Annotated in this window: 13 protein-coding genes, 1 tRNA gene and 1 rRNA gene; 2 read left to right on the top strand and 13 right to left on the bottom strand. The window is 68.5% G+C overall.

Annotation, left to right across the window (positions count from 1 at the left end):
* The first annotated feature begins 29 nt into the window (after positions 1 to 29).
* Complete coding sequence (locus ACIREO_RS18765) at positions 30 to 836, top strand: Fpg/Nei family DNA glycosylase (RefSeq protein WP_404111138.1); 807 nt, start codon at positions 30 to 32, stop codon at positions 834 to 836.
* A gap of 76 nt (positions 837 to 912) precedes the next feature.
* Here ACIREO_RS18765 and ACIREO_RS18760 read toward each other — a convergent pair whose 3' ends face one another.
* The 11 genes from ACIREO_RS18760 to ACIREO_RS18710 form a co-directional block, all read right to left on the bottom strand.
* The gene (locus ACIREO_RS18760; RefSeq protein ID WP_404111136.1) at positions 913 to 1,131 is read right to left on the bottom strand and encodes a hypothetical protein; all 219 of its coding nucleotides are present in this window, start codon (positions 1,129 to 1,131) and stop codon (positions 913 to 915) included.
* Positions 1,132 to 1,379: 248 nt separating this feature from the next.
* A complete protein-coding gene (locus tag ACIREO_RS18755; RefSeq protein ID WP_404111133.1) occupies positions 1,380 to 1,571 on the bottom strand; it encodes a CsbD family protein in 192 nt (63 codons plus the stop codon).
* A 25-nt stretch (positions 1,572 to 1,596) separates the two neighbouring features.
* Positions 1,597 to 2,067 carry a Dps family protein gene (locus ACIREO_RS18750; protein WP_404111130.1) on the bottom strand — a complete coding sequence of 157 codons (471 nt, stop codon included), beginning with the start codon at positions 2,065 to 2,067 and terminating at the stop codon, positions 1,597 to 1,599.
* Between the two features lie 223 nt (positions 2,068 to 2,290).
* A complete protein-coding gene (locus ACIREO_RS18745) occupies positions 2,291 to 2,674 on the bottom strand; it encodes a helix-turn-helix domain-containing protein (RefSeq protein WP_404111127.1) in 384 nt (127 codons plus the stop codon).
* A 109-nt stretch (positions 2,675 to 2,783) separates the two neighbouring features.
* Positions 2,784 to 3,296, bottom strand: coding sequence for a CinA family protein (locus tag ACIREO_RS18740; protein WP_404111125.1), 513 nt, complete (start codon positions 3,294 to 3,296; stop codon positions 2,784 to 2,786).
* Positions 3,293 to 4,126 (bottom strand): CDP-diacylglycerol--glycerol-3-phosphate 3-phosphatidyltransferase, encoded by an 834-nt coding sequence (gene pgsA, locus ACIREO_RS18735; protein ID WP_404111122.1) that lies wholly within the window; start codon positions 4,124 to 4,126, stop codon positions 3,293 to 3,295. Before pgsA ends, ACIREO_RS18740 begins: the two co-directional genes overlap by 4 nt.
* Entirely contained in the window at positions 4,123 to 5,601 is a 1,479-nt protein-coding gene (gene rimO, locus ACIREO_RS18730) for a 30S ribosomal protein S12 methylthiotransferase RimO (RefSeq protein ID WP_404111119.1), read from the bottom strand. The genes pgsA and rimO overlap by 4 nt, the downstream gene beginning before the upstream one ends.
* Before the next feature lie 155 nt (positions 5,602 to 5,756).
* Positions 5,757 to 6,557: a helix-turn-helix domain-containing protein gene (locus tag ACIREO_RS18725; RefSeq protein ID WP_404111116.1), complete on the bottom strand. Its 801-nt coding sequence runs from the start codon at positions 6,555 to 6,557 to the stop codon at positions 5,757 to 5,759.
* Between the two features lie 213 nt (positions 6,558 to 6,770).
* Complete coding sequence (locus ACIREO_RS18720) at positions 6,771 to 9,548, bottom strand: DNA translocase FtsK (RefSeq protein ID WP_404111114.1); 2,778 nt, start codon at positions 9,546 to 9,548, stop codon at positions 6,771 to 6,773.
* 113 nt (positions 9,549 to 9,661) lie between these two features.
* Positions 9,662 to 10,342 (bottom strand): two-component system response regulator, encoded by a 681-nt coding sequence (locus ACIREO_RS18715; RefSeq protein ID WP_404111111.1) that lies wholly within the window; start codon positions 10,340 to 10,342, stop codon positions 9,662 to 9,664.
* A gap of 244 nt (positions 10,343 to 10,586) precedes the next feature.
* Positions 10,587 to 16,016 carry a HAMP domain-containing protein gene (locus tag ACIREO_RS18710; RefSeq protein ID WP_404111108.1) on the bottom strand — a complete coding sequence of 1,810 codons (5,430 nt, stop codon included), beginning with the start codon at positions 16,014 to 16,016 and terminating at the stop codon, positions 10,587 to 10,589.
* Between the two features lie 414 nt (positions 16,017 to 16,430).
* On the opposite strand from ACIREO_RS18710, the gene ACIREO_RS18705 reads away from it, so the two are divergent.
* The gene (locus ACIREO_RS18705; protein WP_404111105.1) at positions 16,431 to 19,046 is read left to right on the top strand and encodes a SpoIIE family protein phosphatase; all 2,616 of its coding nucleotides are present in this window, start codon (positions 16,431 to 16,433) and stop codon (positions 19,044 to 19,046) included.
* Positions 19,047 to 19,110: 64 nt separating this feature from the next.
* Here the strand turns inward: ACIREO_RS18705 and ACIREO_RS18700 are convergent.
* Positions 19,111 to 19,183: transfer RNA gene (locus ACIREO_RS18700), tRNA-Thr, on the bottom strand.
* 221 nt (positions 19,184 to 19,404) lie between these two features.
* Positions 19,405 to 19,499: ribosomal RNA gene (rrf, locus tag ACIREO_RS18695) — 5S ribosomal RNA — on the bottom strand; the annotation flags it as partial.

The following is a 19,499-nucleotide window of genomic DNA, read 5'->3' as shown; positions in this document are numbered from 1 at the left end:
CGCGGCCCCGTCGGCGCATCATGGGGTGCATGCCCGAAGGTGACACCGTCCTGCAGACCGCCCGGCGTCTCGACGTGGCACTCGCCGGTCAGGTGCTGACGGTCTCCGACCTGCGGGTCCCCCGCTTCGCCACAGCCGACCTGACCGGCCGCACAGTCCTGGACGTCACAGCGCGCGGCAAGCATCTGCTCACCCGTTTCCAGGGCGGCCTGACCCTCCACAGCCATCTGCGCATGGAAGGTGCCTGGCGTGTGTACGAACCCGGCGAACGCTGGCGCGGCGGTCCCGCCCACCAGATCCGCGCGGTGCTCGCCACGGAGGAGCACACCGCCGTCGGCTACCGGCTGCCCGTCCTCGAACTGCTCCGCACCGAGGACGAAGCGCAGGCCGTGGGCCACCTGGGCCCAGATCTGCTGGGCCCGGACTGGGATCCGGACGCCGCTCTGCGCAATGTGCTCGCCGACCCCGGGCGCCGGATCGGGGACGCGCTTCTCGACCAGCGGAACCTGGCCGGCATCGGCAATGTCTACATGTGCGAGCTCTGCTTCATGGCCCGCGCGACACCATGGCTCCCGGTGGGCCGGCTGTCCCTTCCCGTCGCCACCCGCCTGGTGAGCACGGCCAAGCAGCTCCTGGAGGCCAATCGCGACCGTCCGATGAGGACCACGACCGGGGCGACAGCAGCAATGTCCCGCGGTCACGCGCGAGAGCGTCTCTTCGTCTACAGCCGCTCCGGCCGCCCCTGCCTGCGTTGCCGTACGCCCATCCGCATGGCGGACCGCGACAACCGCCCCGCCTACTGGTGCCCGCACTGCCAGACCGGTCCGACCGCCTGAGGCATCAGGCCCTCGTCCCGGAGGCCCAAGGACCACGCCACGCCCCGTCGGCCCGGCGTGACTCGAACGAGAGGGCCTAGGAGGGTATGTCTGTCCGGTCCGTCGCGGGCTCGTCGGCGGACCGCCCCGGCCCCGCCGCGGACGCCACATGCACCGGAAGCAGACTCAGCCCCCATCCCCCGGCCGCCACGGCACCCTCGACCAGGCCGGCGTGCTCCGGCTCGAGGAGCAGTCTCAGCGCCGCCCACCACCACACGCCGCCGAGGACGAGCACCAGCACCCACCGCCGCACCATGGCTGCCTCCTCCGGCCGACGCTAGTACGGCACGATCTCCTGACGGGAGGGCGCATCGGTGCACTACCGGCGTGCACGGCACAAGTGGAACGGCAGTGCGCGCTCTCTCCTGGGGCCGCGGACGGGAGAGGTCCTGCCGCCCCTCCCCGCAGTTTCCCCCGGGTCCGCGTCGGCTGCATCCCGCGGCCCCGGACATACCGGTGCCCCCGGGACCGGAATCCTCGGGGGCACACAGGTGGACGCTTCTCTCACCTGTCGTCGTCGGTGAGGGAGTCCTTCACGCCCTTGGTGCGTTCGCCGGTAGCGCCCAGCGCTCCCTCTGCCTTGGCCTTGACCTGGTCGGACTTGCCTTCGGCTTCCTTGCGTCGGTCACCGGTGACCTTGCCGGTCGCTTCCTTGGCCTTGCCCTTGAGCTTGTCCATGGCCTTCTTGTCCGTCACGGTGTCTTCCCTCCTAGGTCCGGATTCAGGCACTCTCCGCCTGGAACATCCACGCGTGCTTCTCGAGATCCGCGGTGAGCGTGATCAGGATGTCCTGGCTGATGGGGTCCGGTTCGTCGGTCGCCTCGATCCGCTCCCGCATGCGGTCGATGACCACGCGGAGAGCGTCGACAAGCACCCGCACCGCGTCGACGTCCTTGATCCATCCGTCGGGCACGGAATCGATCGCGGTGGTCTTCGCGAGCGTCCGGGACCGGCCGTCCGGGTTGATACCGACCGCGGAAGCCCTCTCCGCAACCGTGTCCGAGTGCTGCCGCGCCGTGTCGACGACCTCGTCGAGCTGCAGGTGCACGGAGCGGAAGCGCGGGCCGACCACGTTCCAGTGGACCTGCTTGGCTACCAGGGAGAGGTCGATCAGGTCGACCAGGGCGCCTTGCAGCGCGTCTCCCACGACCTTGCGGTCGCCGTCGGACAGGGCGCTCTTCACGACAGACATGCACTTCTCCGTTCAGATTGCTGTTCGACTTACCATCTGCCCACGATGTCACATTTAAGGCAAAATGGTCATCCGGGTGATAGCTCCGGAGGATCCGGAGACTCGCCCTCCGGCCTCACTGCGCGCCTGCCCCGCGAACGGCCCCGCACACACCGGGTACGCGAAAGCCCCGGCCGACCCCGTGAAGGGTCGGCCGGGGCTTCGTTCACCACGAACCGTGCGGTCAGGCGGCGACGACATCCACCGCTTCCGCGGGCGCCTTGATGGTCACCCGTCCCGTCGGTACGCCCGCGACCGACGCAACAGAGACGGAATTGAGCATCGGGCGTACCGACACAGGCACCGCATCACTGGCTGCTGCCGACTCGGCCAGCTCAGCCAGCGACAGTTCATCGCTCACTTCACGCATGAGCTCGGACATCCGTACGTCCAGCGCGTCGCAAATGGCGGAGAGCAGTTCGGAGGATGCCTCCTTCTGCCCCCGCTCCACCTCGGATAGATAGCCGAGCGAGACTCGGGCGGACGAGGAGACTTCGCGCAGAGTACGGCCTTGGCGCTGGCGCTGCCGACGCAGCACGTCACCAAGCAGGCGACGGAGCAGAATCATCGGTGGCTCCCTCCTCGGACCGCGTAGCCGCATCCTTCACGCCCCACCGTACCGCCTTGCGCTGCGGCCGTGCGGGGAGCGATGTCGTGTTCACTCAGGGCTGCAAACATCAATTCCCCCCGTTCTGTTCCGTATCCTGTGCCCCCGCATTTTCGCCGAGTTCGCCCGAGAGCAGTTCGAGCAGGCTCCGTACGCTCTCCTTACGGATGTCCGCCCTTCCGCCGTTCAACCTCAGCGCGGCGACTTTCCGTATGCCACCCGGCCCGGAAACGGCTATGAAGACCGTTCCGACAGGCTTGCCGTCCTGAGGCTCCGGGCCGGCGACGCCGGTGGTCGATATGCCCCAGTCCGAACCGAGGACCCGGCGCACGCCGACGGCCATCGCCTCGGCGACCGCTGGGTCCACCGCGCCGCGCTCGGCCAGGAGCTCGCCGTCGACGCCCAGCAGATCCCGCTTCAGGGGCGTGGCATACGCCGTGACGGAGCCGCGGAAGCACTGCGAGGCTCCGGGTACCGAAGTGAGCTCGGCGGCCACCAGACCGCCGGTGAGGGACTCGGCCACGCCGAGCGTCTCGCCGCGCTCCTGAAGCCGGCGCAGGGCCTGGGCCGCCGCGGACGTCACCGCTCCGCCTCCGCGGCGCCCCGGCCACCGGCCACTCTCTCCCCGACCGGCTCCCCGGGGGGCTGTTCCACCGGCGGCTGCACCGCTCCGTCAGCGGTCCCGACCGCTTCTTCCGTGGCGATGCGCGCCGCGGAAGCGTCCCTCACGTCCGCCGCCGCCGCGACCGCTTCCAGAGCGGCGGCCCGCTCGGCGGCGAGCCCGCTGCGACGCAGCACGACTGCCTGGCGTACGTAGTCGAGGCCGGTGACCACCGTCAGGACGACGGCCACCATCATCACCCAGAAGCGCAGGGTCGCCAGGGGACCCGTCAGTGCCAGGACATACATCCCCACGGCAATGCCCTGAGCCAGGGTCTTCACCTTCCCGCCGCGGCTGGCGGGAATCACCGATTGCCTGATGACCCAGAAACGCATGAGCGTGATGCCGAGCTCACGGAAGAGGATCACACCGGTGATCCACCACGGCAGATCTCCGAGCGATGACAGACAGATCAACGCCGCGCCCATGATCGCCTTGTCCGCGATCGGGTCGGCGATCTTCCCGAAATCGGTGACCAGGTTGTACGCGCGTGCCAGATGGCCGTCGAACACATCAGTGATCATCGCGACGGCGAAGGCCGCCCAGGCGAACGACCGCCAGACCTGGTCGTAGCCGCCGTCGTGCAGCAGCAGCATGACGAAACCAGGGACGAGCAGCAGCCGCACCATGGTGAGGATGTTCGCGATGTTCCACAGCCCGGCCTGGTTGACGGCCGCCGCGCCCAGCTTGCCGCCACGGGGCGCCGGCGTCGCGCCGGAGCCGCCTGCCGCGGATGCCGGGGCTCCCGTCATCTGGCTGCCTCCGCAAGCTCGTGGTGTTCGGCCACGAGGTCCACTCCCTCGGTGCCCACTGCCTTCGCTTCGACCATACGGCCCGGCACAAGCCCTTCGCGTGCGGTGAAGACGACCTGGCCGTCCGTTTCCGGCGCCTGGTGCGCGGCACGGCCCACGGCCACGGGCCCGTCCTCGTCGGACTCCACGGACTCGACGAGCACCTGGAGGGTTTCGCCGACCCGCTCCTCGGCACGCTGGGAGGTCAGCTCCTCGGCGAGCTGCGAGATGTGCGCGAGGCGCTCGGCGATGACGTCGGCATCCAGCTTGTTCTCGTAACCGACCGCCTCGGTGCCGTCCTCGTCGGAGTAGCCGAAGACCCCGATGGCATCCAGGCGCGCGCCGGTGAGGAAGCGTTCCAGCTCCGCGAGGTCGGCCTCCGTCTCACCGGGGAATCCCACGATGAAGTTCGACCGCACGCCGGCCTGCGGAGACTTCGACCGAATGGTGTCCAGCAGTTCGAGGAAACGGTCCGTGTCGCCGAACCGGCGCATCGCGCGCAGGACCCCGGGGGCGGAGTGCTGGAAGGAGAGGTCGAAATACGGGGCGACCTTGGGCGTCGAGGTGAGTACGTCGATGAGCCCCGGCCGCATCTCGGCGGGCTGCAGATAGCTGACGCGGATCCGCTCGATCCCGTCGACGTCGGCCAGCTCGGGCAGCAGGGTCTCCAGGAGCCGGATGTCCCCGAGGTCCTTGCCGTACGAGGTGTTGTTCTCGGAGACGAGCATGACCTCCTTGACGCCCTGCTCGGCGAGCCAGCGGGTCTCTCCGAGGACGTCGGAGGGGCGCCGTGAGATGAACGAGCCGCGGAAGGACGGGATGGCGCAGAACGAGCAGCGCCGGTCACAGCCCGAGGCGAGCTTCACCGAGGCGACCGGGCTGGTCCCGAGCCGCCGGCGCAGCGGTGCCCGCGGTCCGGAGACCGGCGCGACACCTTCGGGCAGGTCCGCGGGGGCCGGTGCGATCTCCTGGGCGTGCCCCGGCAGTGCGACGGCGGTGTCCTGCCGCTCGGCAGGACTGATCGGCAGGAGCTTGCGCCGGTCGCGCGGGGTGTGGGAGGCGTGGATGCCGCCGTTGAGGATGGTCTGCAGGCGGTCGGAGATGTCGGCGTAGTCGTCGAATCCGAGGACTCCGTCGGCTTCCGGCAGCGCCTCGGCAAGATCCTTGCCGTAGCGCTCGGCCATGCAGCCGACGGCCACGACGGCCTGGGTTCTGCCGTGATCCTTCAGATCGTTGGCTTCGAGCAGGGCATCGACGGAGTCCTTCTTGGCGGCCTCCACGAACCCACAGGTGTTGACAACGGCGACATCCGCGTCCGTGGCGTTCTCGACGAGCTCCCAGCCGTCCGCTGCCAAGCGGCCTGCGAGCTCCTCCGAGTCCACCTCGTTACGGGCGCAGCCAAGAGTGACAAGGGCGACGGTACGGCGTTCGGGCATGGGCTCAAGACTACTTTGTCCCGGCACTCGCCCTGCCGCGCAGGGTTCACCGCTACGGGGAGTGACCGAACAGTCGGTGAAGGAGAGGGAGAACAAGACGGTGAGTGCCCGCACATGCCGGGCGCTCACCGTCGGTAAAGCAGAAGTGGAAAGGGTCAGCCCACCTCGGGGTCACCCTTCGTGTACGAAAGCCGTTCGACCTGACCAGATTCGAACTGATCGTCGACCTTCTTGCCGTTCACGAAGAGGTCGATCGCTCCGGCGTCTCCGAGAACGAGGTCGACCCGCTCCTTGTCCTGGAAGGTCTTGGTATCGCCCTGGGCCAGCAGACCGTCGAAGAGCAGCCGTCCGTTGTGATCCTTGGCGGAGATCCAGCTCTTGCCCTCGCTGGCACTCAGCCTCACCGTCACCTTGTCCCGCGGAGCTGCGGCGATGGCGCTTTCGGAGGGCACGGGCTTGGGGTCTGCGGGCTTGGTCGTCGTGGGCTTGGGAGTGGTCTTGTCGGGGGTCGAGCCTTCGGCGACCTGTGCCGAGCCGGAACCACCGTCGTCATCGTTGAAGAGCGTGAATCCGACGAAACCGACCACGGCGACGATCGCCGCGACCATGGCCGCGGTCCAGTTCGGCCGACGGGGTTCGGAGCGGATCCGCTCCGCCTCGAACAGCGGCGCCGCGGGCGTCGGTGCGGGACGGCCGCCGTGCTCGGCGTCGAACTCCGCGACCAGCGGATCAGGGTCGATCCGGACGGCACCGGCGAGCATGCGGATATGGCCGCGGGCATACACGTCGCCGCCGCAGCGGGAGAAGTCGTCCTCCTCGATCGCGTGCACGATGGGGATGCGCACCCGGGTGGAGCTGCTGACTTCCTCGACCGTCAGACCTGCGGCGATACGAGCCTGCTGAAGCACGCGACCGATCGAAGGGTGGTCTTCTTCGGGGGAGTTGCCGATGGACACGGGGGCGCCTTTCGAGCGTGAGCCACCTGCTGGATGTTCAGTCTAGGGGTGGGACGAAAGGGTGGGGCAACCGGGAGCGACGACTTTGTACGCCATCGGGTTCGCCGGGAAGCCCCTCGGGCAGGACAGAGGACGGAGCACCGGTCGGATCATCCCGCTGCTCCTCCCTTCAACTTGACGTACGGCCGGGCGAAACGGTTGCCCGCAAAACTCTTACGAAGCGGTTTCCCCACGAATGACGGCCAACACACCGTCGAGCTCGTCCGGTTTCACCATGACATCGCGCGCCTTGGAACCCTCGCTGGGACCCACGATGTTGCGCGACTCCATCAGGTCCATCAGCCGTCCGGCCTTCGCGAAGCCGACCCGCAGCTTGCGCTGGAGCATCGATGTCGAACCGAACTGGGTGGACACGACCAGTTCGGCCGCCTGGCAGAGCAGATCGAGGTCGTCGCCGATGTCCTCGTCGATCGCCTTCTTCTGCTTGGTGCCGACCACCACGTCCTCGCGGAAGACCGGCGCCATCTGATCCTTGCAGTGCTGGACGACGGCCGCGACCTCGCCCTCGGTGACGAAGGCTCCCTGCATACGGGTCGGCTTGTTCGCCCCCATGGGCAGGAAGAGACCGTCGCCCTTCCCGATGAGTTTCTCGGCGCCGGGCTGATCGAGGATGACCCGGCTGTCGGCGAGCGACGAGGTCGCGAAGGCGAGCCGGGAGGGCACATTCGCCTTGATCAGACCGGTCACGACATCGACCGAGGGGCGCTGGGTGGCGAGCACCAGATGGATGCCGGCTGCCCGCGCCAGTTGGGTGATCCGGACGATGGAGTCCTCGACGTCGCGCGGAGCCACCATCATGAGGTCCGCCAGCTCGTCGACGATGACCAGCAGGTACGGATAGGGCGAGAGCTCACGCTCACTCCCCTCGGGCGCCTTGGCCTTGCCCGTGCGTACCGCGTGGTTGAAGTCGTCGATGTGCCGGAAGCCGTAGGCCGCGAGGTCGTCGTAGCGGAGGTCCATCTCCCGCACGACCCACTGGAGTGCCTCGGCGGCCTTCTTCGGGTTGGTGATGATGGGCGTGATGAGGTGGGGGATGCCCTCGTAGGCGGTGAGCTCGACGCGCTTCGGGTCGACGAGCACCATCCGCACGTCCTCCGGTGTCGCCCGCACCATGACCGAGGTGATCAGACAGTTGATGCAGGAGGACTTCCCGGAACCGGTCGCGCCGGCGACCAGGACGTGTGGCATGTTCGCCAGGTTGGCCATCTCGTAGCCACCCTCGACGTTCTTGCCGAGTGCGACCAGCATGGGGTGGTCGTCCTCCGCCGCGTCCGCGAGACGCAGGACGTCGCCGAGATTGACCATCTCCCGGTCGGAGTTGGGGATCTCGATGCCGACGGCGGACTTGCCCGGGATCGGGGAGATGATCCGGACGTCCGGGCTGGCGACGGCATAGGCGATGTTCTTGGTGAGGGCGGTGATCCGCTCGACCTTGACGGCGGGACCGAGTTCCACCTCGTACCGGGTGACGGTCGGCCCCCGTGTGAAGCCGGTGACGGCCGCGTCGACCTTGAACTCCGTGAAGACGGTGGTCAGTGAGGCGACGACCACGTCGTTGGCGGCGCTGCGCGTCTTGCCGGGGCCGCCGCGCTCCAGCAGGTCCAGCGAGGGCAGGGAGTAGGTGATGTCGCCGGAGAGCTGCAGCTGCTCGGCCCGGGTGGGCAGTCCCCCGGTCCGCTCGGGTGCGGGCTTCGTCAGATCGGGGACGCCGTCGTCGGAGGACGTCGTGCCCTTCTCGACGCGCTCGGAGCCGGACGAGGCCTTCCCCGCCGACCGCGCACCTGGGACCGGAGTGCCCGTCCGCTCCCGGTCCGTGGAGACGCCCTGGGTCAGATCGGCGACGACCGGCGACGGGGGCATCCCGTTGAGTACCGCCCCGTCGAGTGCGGCGGCCGCTGCTGCCGCGACGTCCACAGCGTCCATGGTGCGGTTCATCGCGGGCTGCGCGGACGGCCTGCGGGGGCGGCGACGCTTGGCCAGCGCCTGGCCCTCCGCCTCGTCCGGGTCGTACACGTCGTCCGGCTCCGGGCGACGTGCCGAGGACCGGCGCGAGCGGTCCGGCAGCGCTTCGCGCCACTGCTCGTCGTACCGCTCGTCGTCGCTCCCGTCCTCCCCGCCCGGCACGTACACCGGGTCGACGATGCCGAGCTTGACGCCGAGCTGGCGCAGCCGCCGGGGGATGGCGTTGACCGGGGTGGCGGTGACGACCAGGAGCCCGAAGACCGTCAGCAGCAGAAGCAGCGGGACGGCGAGGACCTCGCCCATCGTGAAGACCAGAGGCTGGGAGGCAGCCCAGCCGATGAGGCCGCCCGCGTCCTGCATGGCGCCGGTGCCGTCCTCACGGCCCGGCGATCCGCAGGCGATGTGGACCTGGCCCAGCACGCCGATGACGAGGGCGGAGAGTCCGATGACGATACGGCCGTTGGCCTCGGGCTTCTCCGGATAGAGGATCAGCCGCACCGCGACGGCACCCAGCAGCATCGGCACCAGCAGATCGAGCCGGCCGAACGCCCCGGTCACGAGCATCTCGACGAGATCGCCGACGGGGCCCCGCAGATGCGACCAGGTGCCCGCCGCCACGACGAGCGCGAGCCCCAGGAGCAGCAGGGCGAGTCCGTCCTTGCGATGGGCCGGGTCAAGACCCTTCGCACCACGCCCTATGGACCGGAACACCGCGCCGACACCGTGCGCGGTACCCAGCCACATGGCACGGACGAGCCGGTACACGCCCCCCGTGGGGGACGGTGCGGGCTTGGGCCCGGCCTTCTTCGCGGCCGCCTTCTTGGCGGGCGCCTTTCTGGCGGGCGCCGTCTTCTTGGCCGCCGCCTTCTTGACGGGTGCCGCTTTCTTCGCCGGTCCCTGGGTGCGGCCGGCGCGCTTCGCGGTGCCCGCCGTGCCCAGGGAACCCTTGCCGGACGTACGTGAGGCCATGGGACTGAGGTTACCGGTGTCGACGCCGGTGGACACGTGTGCCTACGGCTTCACCCGTCCGTGTCGCCCTTGCACAGGCGTCGAACTGACACCCCTTCAGTCAGGACAGGGGGTCAGCTCTGGGAGGGCAAGGAGGCCGCGGAACCGCCCGCCCCGGGTTCCAGTGCGTCGAGCGCGCGGCGCAGTCCCGTGAGCTTGCGCTCGAGATGGGCCGCGGTGGCCACGGCTGCCGCGTCCGCCGATTCGTCGTCCAACTGCTTGGAAAGGGCCTCCGCCTGCTCCTCGACCGCGGCGAGCCGCGCGGAGAGCTCGGCGAGCAGACCGGCGGGCTCCCTCTCGTCGGCGCCCTGGTGGGTGCCGCCTTCGAGCTGGAGCCGCAGCAGAGACGCCTGTTCGCGCAGCTGGCAGTTCTTCATGTACAGCTCGACGAAGACCGAGACCTTGGCGCGCAGCACCCAGGGGTCGAAAGGCTTCGAGATGTAGTCCACCGCGCCCGCCGCATAACCACGGAAGGTGTGGTGCGGACCGTGGTTGATCGCGGTCAGGAAGATGATCGGGATGTCCCGGGTCCGCTCCCGCCGCTTGATGTGTGCCGCCGTCTCGAATCCGTCCATGCCGGGCATCTGTACATCCAGCAGAATGACCGCGAAATCGTCCGTGAGCAGCGCCTTGAGCGCTTCCTCCCCTGACGATGCCCGTACCAGTGTCTGATCGAGCGCAGAGAGGATGGCCTCCAGCGCCAGCAGATTCTCCGGCCGGTCATCGACCAGGAGGATCTTGGCCTTCTGCACCATGGCCCGTCCTCCTCGCCCCGGAATCGCACCGGGTACCGCCCCAGGGGACGACTCCCTTACGCCGTCCGTCCTTGTGCCGGTCATGGTAGCCGCACCCCGACCGTCACCACACCCTGTCACCGCGATGTCACTGTGCACACAGCGAAAACGCGGTCGGAGACCAGAAGGTTCCCCGGAATCCACCCGGTCACACCCGGCTGCAGACAGCCGACCGGTGGATTTCGGCGAACTGCTCCCCGACCGGTCACTCTCCACGCATCCAGTTCTCCATCACCGACAGCAGATGGTCGGAATCCACCGGCTTGGTCACGTAGTCGGACGCTCCGCAGTCGATCGCCTTCTCACGGTCGCCCTTCATGGCCTTGGCCGTCAGCGCGACGATCGGCAGCCCGGCGAACTGAGGCATCCGGCGGATCGCCGTCGTCGTCGCATAGCCGTCCATCTCGGGCATCATGATGTCCATCAGAACGATCGTCACATCATCGTGCTGCTCAAGGACTTCGATGCCCTCGCGCCCGTTCTCCGCGTACAGGACCGACAGCCCGTGCTGCTCCAGCACACTGGTGAGGGCGAAGACGTTGCGGATGTCGTCGTCGACGATCAGCACCTTCTCCCCGTGGAAACGGAACGTCCGGCGGGGTTCCGCCTCCTCCTGCGCGCTCTGCACCCACTCCTCCGGCGCCGTGCTCTCCTCCGCCGGCCTGCCGTTGAGGGCGGGGCGCTGCGCCGCTCCTCCCAGGGCCTGGCGCCGGCGACGGAACACCCCTGCGGAGTTGGCAGGGTCGCCCAGGGGCTGCTCGGTCCCGTTGCCCGGCGAGGCCTCCAGGTGCAGGGCACCCTCCGCGGAACTCGCGTGGACCTCGATGGGGCCCGGCCCCATCTGCGGGTAGCCCTGCGGAGGCAGCTCGCTCGGGTGCAGGGGCAGGTACAGCGTGAAGGTCGAGCCACGTCCCGGTTCGCTCGCCGCGTGGATCTCACCGCCCAGCAGACGGGCGATCTCACGGCTGATGGAGAGGCCGAGGCCCGTACCCCCGTACTTACGGCTGGTCGTACCGTCCGCCTGCTTGAACGCCTCGAAGATCACCAGCATCTTGCTCGAAGCGATGCCGATTCCGGTGTCGGTGACCGAGAAGGCGATCAGGTCGCCGTCGGCGTCACGCAGTGAGCCGGCCTCCAGCAGGTGTTCCCTGATGGCGTTGGGCACATCGGGACCGGCCGGCCGGATGACCAGCTCCACGGCGCCGCCGTCGGTGAACTTCACCGCGTTGGACAGGAGGTTGCGCAGGACCTGCAGCAGCCGCTGCTCGTCCGTGTGCAGCGTGGCGGGGAGCTCCGGAGACACCCGTACGGAGAAGTCGAGACCCTTCTCCGCGGTGAGCGGCCGGAACGTCGCCTCCACGTAGTCGACCAGCTGCACCAGAGCGATCCGGGTCGGGCTGACGTCCATCTTGCCCGCCTCGACCTTGGAGAGGTCGAGGATGTCGTTGATCAGCTGGAGCAGGTCGGAACCCGCCCCGTGGATCGTCTCGGCGAACTCCACCTGCTTCGGCGAGAGGTTGCCCTCGGCATTGTCCGCGAGCAGCTTGGCCAGAATGAGCAGCGAGTTGAGCGGCGTACGCAGCTCGTGCGACATGTTGGCCAGGAACTCGGACTTGTAGCGCATGGAGACGGCGAGCTGCTCGGCGCGCTCCTCCAGGACCTGCCGCGCCTCCTCGATCTCGGTGTTCTTCACCTCGATGTCGCGGTTCTGCTGAGCCAGCAGTTCCGCCTTCTCCTCCAGCTCCGCGTTGGAGGCCTGCAGCGCCTTCTGCCGGTTCTCGAGCTCCTGCGAACGGTCGCGCAGCTGCTCGGTGAGCTCCTGGGACTGCTCGAGGAGCTTCTCGGTCTTCGTGTTGACGCTGATGGTGTTGACGCTCGTGGCGATCATCTCGGCGAGCTGGTTGAGGAAGTCGCGCTGAATATGCGTGAACGGCTGGAACGAGGCCAGCTCGATGACTCCGAGCACCTGGCCCTCGAAGAGCACCGGAAGCACGATCACATGCGCCGGCGGCGCCTCGCCGAGTCCGGAGGAGATCTTCAGATACCCCGGCGGCACGTTGTCCACCTGGATCGTCCGCTTCTCCTCGGCCGCCGTGCCGATGAGCGTCTCGCCGGGGCGGAAGGAGGTCGGCATGGAGCCCGCCGAATAGCCGTAACTGCCCCGCATGCGCAGCTCGTACGAGCTCTCCCTGCCGCTGTCCGACCCGACCTCGTCTCCGTCGCCGGTGGACATGGCCAGGAAGAACGCACCGTGCTGGGCGGAGACGACGGGCGTCAGCTCGCTCATGATCAGCGAGGCGACGTCGTCCAGATCGCGGCGGCCCTGCATCAGGCCGGAGATCCGGGCGAGGTTGCCCTTGAGCCAGTCCTGCTCCTTGTTGGCCAGTGTGGTGTCGCGCAGATTGGCGATCATCGTGTTGATGTTGTCCTGCAGTACCTGGATCTCACCGGCCGCGTCGACATCGATCTTGAGGTTGAGATCACCGCGGGTCACCGCGGTGGCGACGGCCGCGATGGCGCGCACCTGACGGGTCAGGTTCCCTGCCATCTCGTTCACCGACTCGGTGAGGTCGCGCCACGTGCCGTCGACGTCCCTCACCCGGGCCTGCCCGCCCAGTTGCCCCTCGGTGCCCACCTCACGGGCCACCCGGGTCACCTGCTCCGCGAAGGAGGAGAGCTGGTCGACCATCGTGTTGATGGTGTTCTTGAGCTCCTGGATCTCACCGCGCGCATCGATGTCGATCTTCTTGGTGAGATCGCCCTTGGCGATGGCCGTGGTCACCGTGGCGATCTGGCGCACCTGGCCCGTCAGGTTGGACGCCATCGAGTTCACCGACTCGGTGAGGTCCTTCCAGGTGCCCGAGACGCCCGGTACGCGCGCCTGGCCGCCCAGCTCCCCCTCGGTGCCCACCTCGCGGGCGACCCGGGTCACCTCGTCGGCGAACGACGACAGGGTCGTCACCATCGTGTTGACGGTGTCGGCGAGCTCGGCGACCTCACCACGCGCCTCGACGGTGACCTTCTTCGTCAGGTCACCGTTGGCGACGGCGGACGAGACCCGGGAGATGTTCCTCACCTGACTGGTCAGGTTGTTGGCCATCAGGTTGACGTTCTCGCTGAGGTCCTTCCAGATGCCCGTGGCACCACGCACCCGGGCCTGGCCACCGAGGATGCCCTCGGTACCCACCTCACGGGCGACCCGCGTCACCTCGTCGCCGAAGTTCATCAGCTGGTCGACCATCGTGTTGACGGTCGTGACCAGTTCGAGGATCTCGCCCTTGGCGTCAACGGTGATCTTCTTGGAGAGGTCACCCTTCGCGACCGCTGTGGTCACCTCCGCGATGTTGCGTACCTGGAGCGTCAGGTTGTTCGCCATGCCGTTGACGGACTGGGTGAGGTCCTTCCACGTACCGGAGACCCCCTGCACCTCCGCCTGGCCGCCGAGGATGCCCTCGGTGCCCACCTCACGGGCCACCCTGGTCACCTGCTCCGCGAAGTTCGAGAGCTGGTCGACCATCGTGTTGAGAGTGTTCTTCAGCTCCAGGATCTCGCCCCGGGCATCCACGTCGATCTTCTGCGACAGGTCACCCCGCGCCACCGCCGTGGCGACCTGCGCGATGTTGCGGACCTGAGCGGTGAGGTTCCCCGCCATGCCGTTCACCGAGTCGGTCAGATCACGCCACACGCCTGCCACACCGGGCACCTGGGCCTGGCCGCCGAGACGGCCGTCCGTGCCCACCTCGCGGGCCACCCGGGTCACCTGGTCGGCGAAGGCGGAGAGCTGGTCGACCATCGTGTTGATGGTGTTCTTCAGCTCCAGGATCTCGCCCCGGGCATCCACGTCGATCTTCTGCGACAGGTCACCCCGCGCCACCGCCGTGGTCACCTGGGCGATCTGGCGCACCTGGGAGGTCAGATTCCCGGCCATGAAGTTGACGGAGTCGGTGAGCTCCTTCCACGTACCGGACACACCGTCGACGCGCGCCTGGCCGCCGAGACGGCCCTCCGTGCCCACGTCCCGCGCCATCCGGGTCACCTGGTCCGCGAAGCTGGACAGCTGCGCCACCATCGTGTTGACGGTGTTCTTCAGCTCCAGCATCTCGCCGGCCACGTCGACGGTGACCTTCTGCGACAGATCACCGTTAGCGACGGCCGTGGTCACCTGCGCGATGTCCCGTACCTGGCCGGTGAGGTTCCGGAAGGCGGTGTTCACCGAGTCGGTGAGGTCCTTCCAGGTCCCGGCCGCACCCGGCACCTCCGCCTGGCCGCCGAGACGGCCCTCGACACCGACCTCCCGGGCGACCCGGGTCACCTCCGAACCGAAGGCCTGGAGCTGGTCCACCATCGTGTTGACGGTGTTCTTCAGCTCCAGCATCTCGCCGGCCACGTCGACGGTGACCTTCTGCGTCATGTCGCCGCTGGCCACCGCGGTGGTCACCTGCGCGATGTCCCGCACCTGAGTCGTCAGGTTCCGGAAGACCGTGTTCACAGAGTCGGTGAGGTCCTTCCAGGTGCCGGCGGCACCCGGCACCTGGGCCTGGCCGCCGAGCAGCCCCTCGCCTCCGACCTCGCTCGCCACGCGCGTCACTTCGTCGGCGAAGGTACGCAGCGTCTCGGTCATCTGGTTGATCGTCTCGGCGAGCTGCGCGACCTCGCCGCGGGCGCTCACCGTGACCTTCTGGGACAGGTCACCGTTGGCGACGGCCGTCGTCACCTCGGCGATGCCTCGCACCTGGGAGGTGAGGTTGCCTGCCATCGTGTTGACGGAGTCCGTGAGGTCCTTCCAGACCCCCGCCACCCCCGGCACCGTTGCCTGCCCGCCCAGTTCGCCCTCGGTGCCCACCTCACGGGCGACCCGGGTCACCTCTGAGGAGAACGACGACAGCTGGTCCACCATCGTGTTGACGGTGTTCTTCAGCTGGAGCATCTCACCGGCCACATGGACGGTGACCTTCCGTGACAGGTCTCCCTTGGCCACCGCCGTCGTCACCAGGGCGATGTCACGCACCTGCGCGGTGAGCCGGTAGGCCATGGTGTTGACGGAGTCCGTGAGGTCCTTCCAGGACCCGGACATGCCCCGCACCTGGGCCTGACCGCCCAGCTTCCCCTCGGTGCCCACCTCGACCGCCACCCGCGTCACCTGCTCGGTGAACGCGGACAGCTGGTCGACCAGGTTGTTGACCGTGCGGGCGACCTTCAGGAACTCCCCGCGGAGCGGGCGTACCGTCTCGTCCGGCGCGTGGGTACGCAGCTCCATCCGCTGCTCGAGATCACCGTCGGCGACCGCGGAGAGCACCCGGCCGACCTCGGACACGGGTCGCGCCAGGTCGTCGACGAGCTCGTTGGAGGCATCGATCGCGGCCGCCCAGGAGCCCTCACAGGCGCCCGTCTCCAGGCGCTCGGTGAGTTTCCCCTCACGCCCGACCACACGTCGCACACGGGCGAGCTCGCCCGTCAGATGCAGATTGCGGTCGGCCACCTCGTTGAAGACAGCGGCGATCTCCGTGAGTACGCCGTCGCCGGAGACGGTGAGCCGCCTGCGGAAGTTGCCGTCACGCATCGCCACGAGGCCCGAGAGCAGTCTGTTCAGAGCTGCCGCGTCCACGTCGATGGTCCCATTGCGCTGCTTTTTCACGGACTGCCCGCCTTTTGTGCGCGTTCCTGAACCCCGCGCCGCCACGCCAGACTCCACCGTGTCCCTCCCGCAGGGGTTGACCGTATCGCTCGGGCCGTTATCGGAAGCTTGCCCAGTTCCACTTTGGCTCACCGCCACAGCACACCGTCAACGGGTGACTATGCGGTCGTCAAATCGTTGAAACGTACCAGGCCGGAACGGGAGGGCGAGGAAGGTCTCATGGTCGTCCCATTTCCCTCACCGAGGGCCCCATAGTTGTGCGCCCGGCGCACAACCACCGGGTGGCCTGCGTACCCAAGTCTGCCCTCGTGTACCCGGGACGTCGGGCGAACGTCTAGCCTGGCAGACGAATCGAAGCGGCGATATACGGGCACAGGACTCGGGGAAGCGACGAGACACCATATGGGGAGTGCTGTGATCACCGCGCGCGCGGCTGCCACCTTCGATCCGGTCGGACGCTCGGTCGCGACCGCCCGCGCGTTCGTCCGCGACACCCTTCAGGGGTGGGGTTACGCGGACGTCGTTGACGACGCCGTCGTTCTTACCAGTGAACTCGTGACCAATGCGGTCGTGCACGCGGGCACGGCCGCCGATGTGCTCTGTCTGCGCACCGAGGACGGCGTACGCGTCGAGGTCTCCGACCATTACCCGGAGCGGGAGGTCCCGCTCCAGAGCTCCGGTCTCGACTTCGGGAGCCCGGACCGGGAGGGAGGCCGTGGCCTGCTCCTCTGCGCGGCTCTGGCTTCCCGCTGGGGCGTCGAGTACACCCCGACGCACAAACATGTCTGGTTCCAGCTCGATCTTCCCGAACGCCCCGTGGGTATCCGCTCGGCAAGCCCGGTCCTGCCCACCGCTCTCCTGCCGGTGGCGGATCAGCGTGTGCGGGTGGCCGTCGCCCAGATCGACGGCTCCGGATCCATCGCCTCGTGGAACGACGACGCCTTCTTCCTCTTCGGATACGCAGCCGAGCAGGTCGACGGAAAACAGTTCACCGACTTCGTTGCGTGGCCGCACACCCCGGGCACCAACACCGGTATCGCCGACGCACTGCAACTCTCCCGGTGGGAGGGCAGCTACGGCATCCGCGGCTCCGACGGCCGTGTCATCCCGGTGTACGCCTCGCACCTCAGAGTCCGCGACGCGGACGGCGAACCCTCCACGGTCTGCCTCCTCGTACGCGATTACGAACGCGCCGTGATCCAGACGCCGGTGCGCGCCCCCGTCTCCGACACTTCGGCCGAAAACCGCAGTAGGGATCCGTTCGAGATCTTCATCGGCTCACCGGCCCCCGACGACCTCGACGGACTGCTGCAGCGCACGGTCGAGCGGGCGCGCGACATGCTGGACGCCGACGCCGCCTTCCTGCTGCTGGCCACCGATGACGAGACCGAGCTGGAGGTCCGCGCGACCACCGGCCTGCCCTCGGCCCGCCAGCGCTTCGCACGGGTCCCTGTCGAGGCCGGCACGGGCCGCTACGGCTCCGCCCGTATGCCCGCAGTCCACGAGGACCTCACCGTCGTCCCGGGCGCCGTTCCACTGCTCAGTGACACCGGCATGCGCTCGGTCGTCACTGTCCCCCTCAAGGTCGAGGGGCGTCTCACCGGCTCCCTCGGGGTCGCGGCTGAAGCGGCCGGGCGGTACTCCAACGAGGAGGCCCTGCGGCTGCAGTTCGCCGCCGACCGCATCGCACTGGCCGTCGAGTCGGCCAGGCTGGGCGAGCTGGAACGCCTGCGCCGCGGCTCGCTGTCCTTCCTCGTCGAGGCGTCCGACCTGCTGGCCGGGACACTGGACAGGGACCAGACGCTGGCGCTCATGGCACAGATGACGGTGCCCACGCTGGCAACCTGGTGCGCCGTCTACACCATCGCGGACCAGTCCTCTGAGCCGTATCTGTCCTACGTCCTCCATGAGGACGAGGAGCGCATCGACGGCCTGAAGGCCCTGCTCGCCTCCATCGACCCGCCTGACCCTGTCCCGGCGCCCGGTGCCCGCCTCTGGCCGGCACCCACGGAGGCCGGTCACCAGGCCGCCCTCCGCACCTCCAAGCGCACCCTGGGCAGGGACGCGCCCCTGAGCATGGGGGCGGCAGCCCGCACCACGCTGGCCACGGCGGTCGCCGTGGGAGGCGAGACCGTGGTCCTGCCGCTGGTGGCGAGGAACCGTGTGATCGGCATGCTCACGCTCGGCAAGCCGTCCGACGAGCACTTCCGCCAGGAGATCCTGGAGCTGGCCGAGGACCTGTCCCGACGGGCCGCTCTGGCCCTCGACAACGCTCGCCTGTACTCGGAGCGTATGGCCATCAGCCAGTCCCTCCAGCGGAGTCTGCTCCCGCCCGGTCTGCCCGACGTGCCCAATGTCGAGATCGAGGTCATCTACCGTGCGGCGGGCGAGGGCAACGAGGTCGGCGGCGACTTCTACGACGTGTTCCCCATCCGTGACGGTGCCTACGGCTTCGCCATCGGTGACGTCTGCGGTACGGGCCCGGAGGCTGCGGCCGTCACTGGCCTCGCCCGTCATGCCCTGCGCTTGTTGGCCCGCGAGGGTTTCTCCGGTCCTGCGGTGCTGGAGCGGCTCAATGCCGCCATCCTGGACGAGGGCGCGCGCAGCCGGTTCCTCACGCTGCTCTACGGGGAGTTGTGGCCCCAGGAGGACGGCAGCGCCCTCCTGAAGGTGGTCTGTGCCGGCCATCCTCTCCCCCTGCGTCTGCGCCAGGACGGCTCCGTGGAGGCCGCTGCCGAGCCGCAGCCGCTGCTGGGAGTCATCGAGGACCTCGAGCTCTACGAACAGGAGGTCACTCTGGAGCCGGGTGATGTGCTCCTGTGCGTGACCGACGGAGTCACCGAACGTCGCGAGGGGGCTCGCATGCTGGGCGACGACGGCCTGGCCGATGTCCTCGCCATGTGTACGGGCCTGACGGCCGGCGCGGTGGCGGGGCGCATCCTGCGGGCCGTCGAGCGATTCGCCGCGGAGCCCGCGTCCGACGACATGGCCATCCTGGCCATGCGGGTCCCGGAGCCGCAGAGCCTCTAGGACAGCCGAGCCTCCAGGACATGAGAAAGGCCCCCGCCTGTGGCGGGGGCCTTTCTCTGTGCCGAGCCCCAATGCGGAATCGAACCGCAGACCTTCTCCTTACCATGGAGACGCTCTACCGACTGAGCTATTGGGGCCTGTTGCCTTGCGGCAACGGGTTAAAGCATACCCGAACACGGGGGGTGCTCAGAACCACCGGTACGAGGTTTCCGCGAACGCGCCTCCGTGGTTCCCACAGACGCGTCGCCGCCGACTCGACCTCCGCTGAACAGGCCGGCGGGCACCTAGTCTCTCACCGCTGTCCGTGAACGCAGAAAAGCCCCGTGCCACAAGGGCACGGGGCTAGTCCGTAATAATAGTTCGGCGGCGTCCTACTCTCCCACAGGGTCCCCCCTGCAGTACCATCGGCGCTGAAAGGCTTAGCTTCCGGGTTCGGAATGTAACCGGGCGTTT

The sequence above is a fragment of the Streptomyces sp. NPDC102441 genome (assembly GCF_044765585.1).
GTDB lineage: Bacteria > Actinomycetota > Actinomycetes > Streptomycetales > Streptomycetaceae > Streptomyces.
The sequence above is the reverse complement of the archived record's forward strand: the minus strand, read 5'-3'. Positions and strand labels throughout refer to the sequence as shown.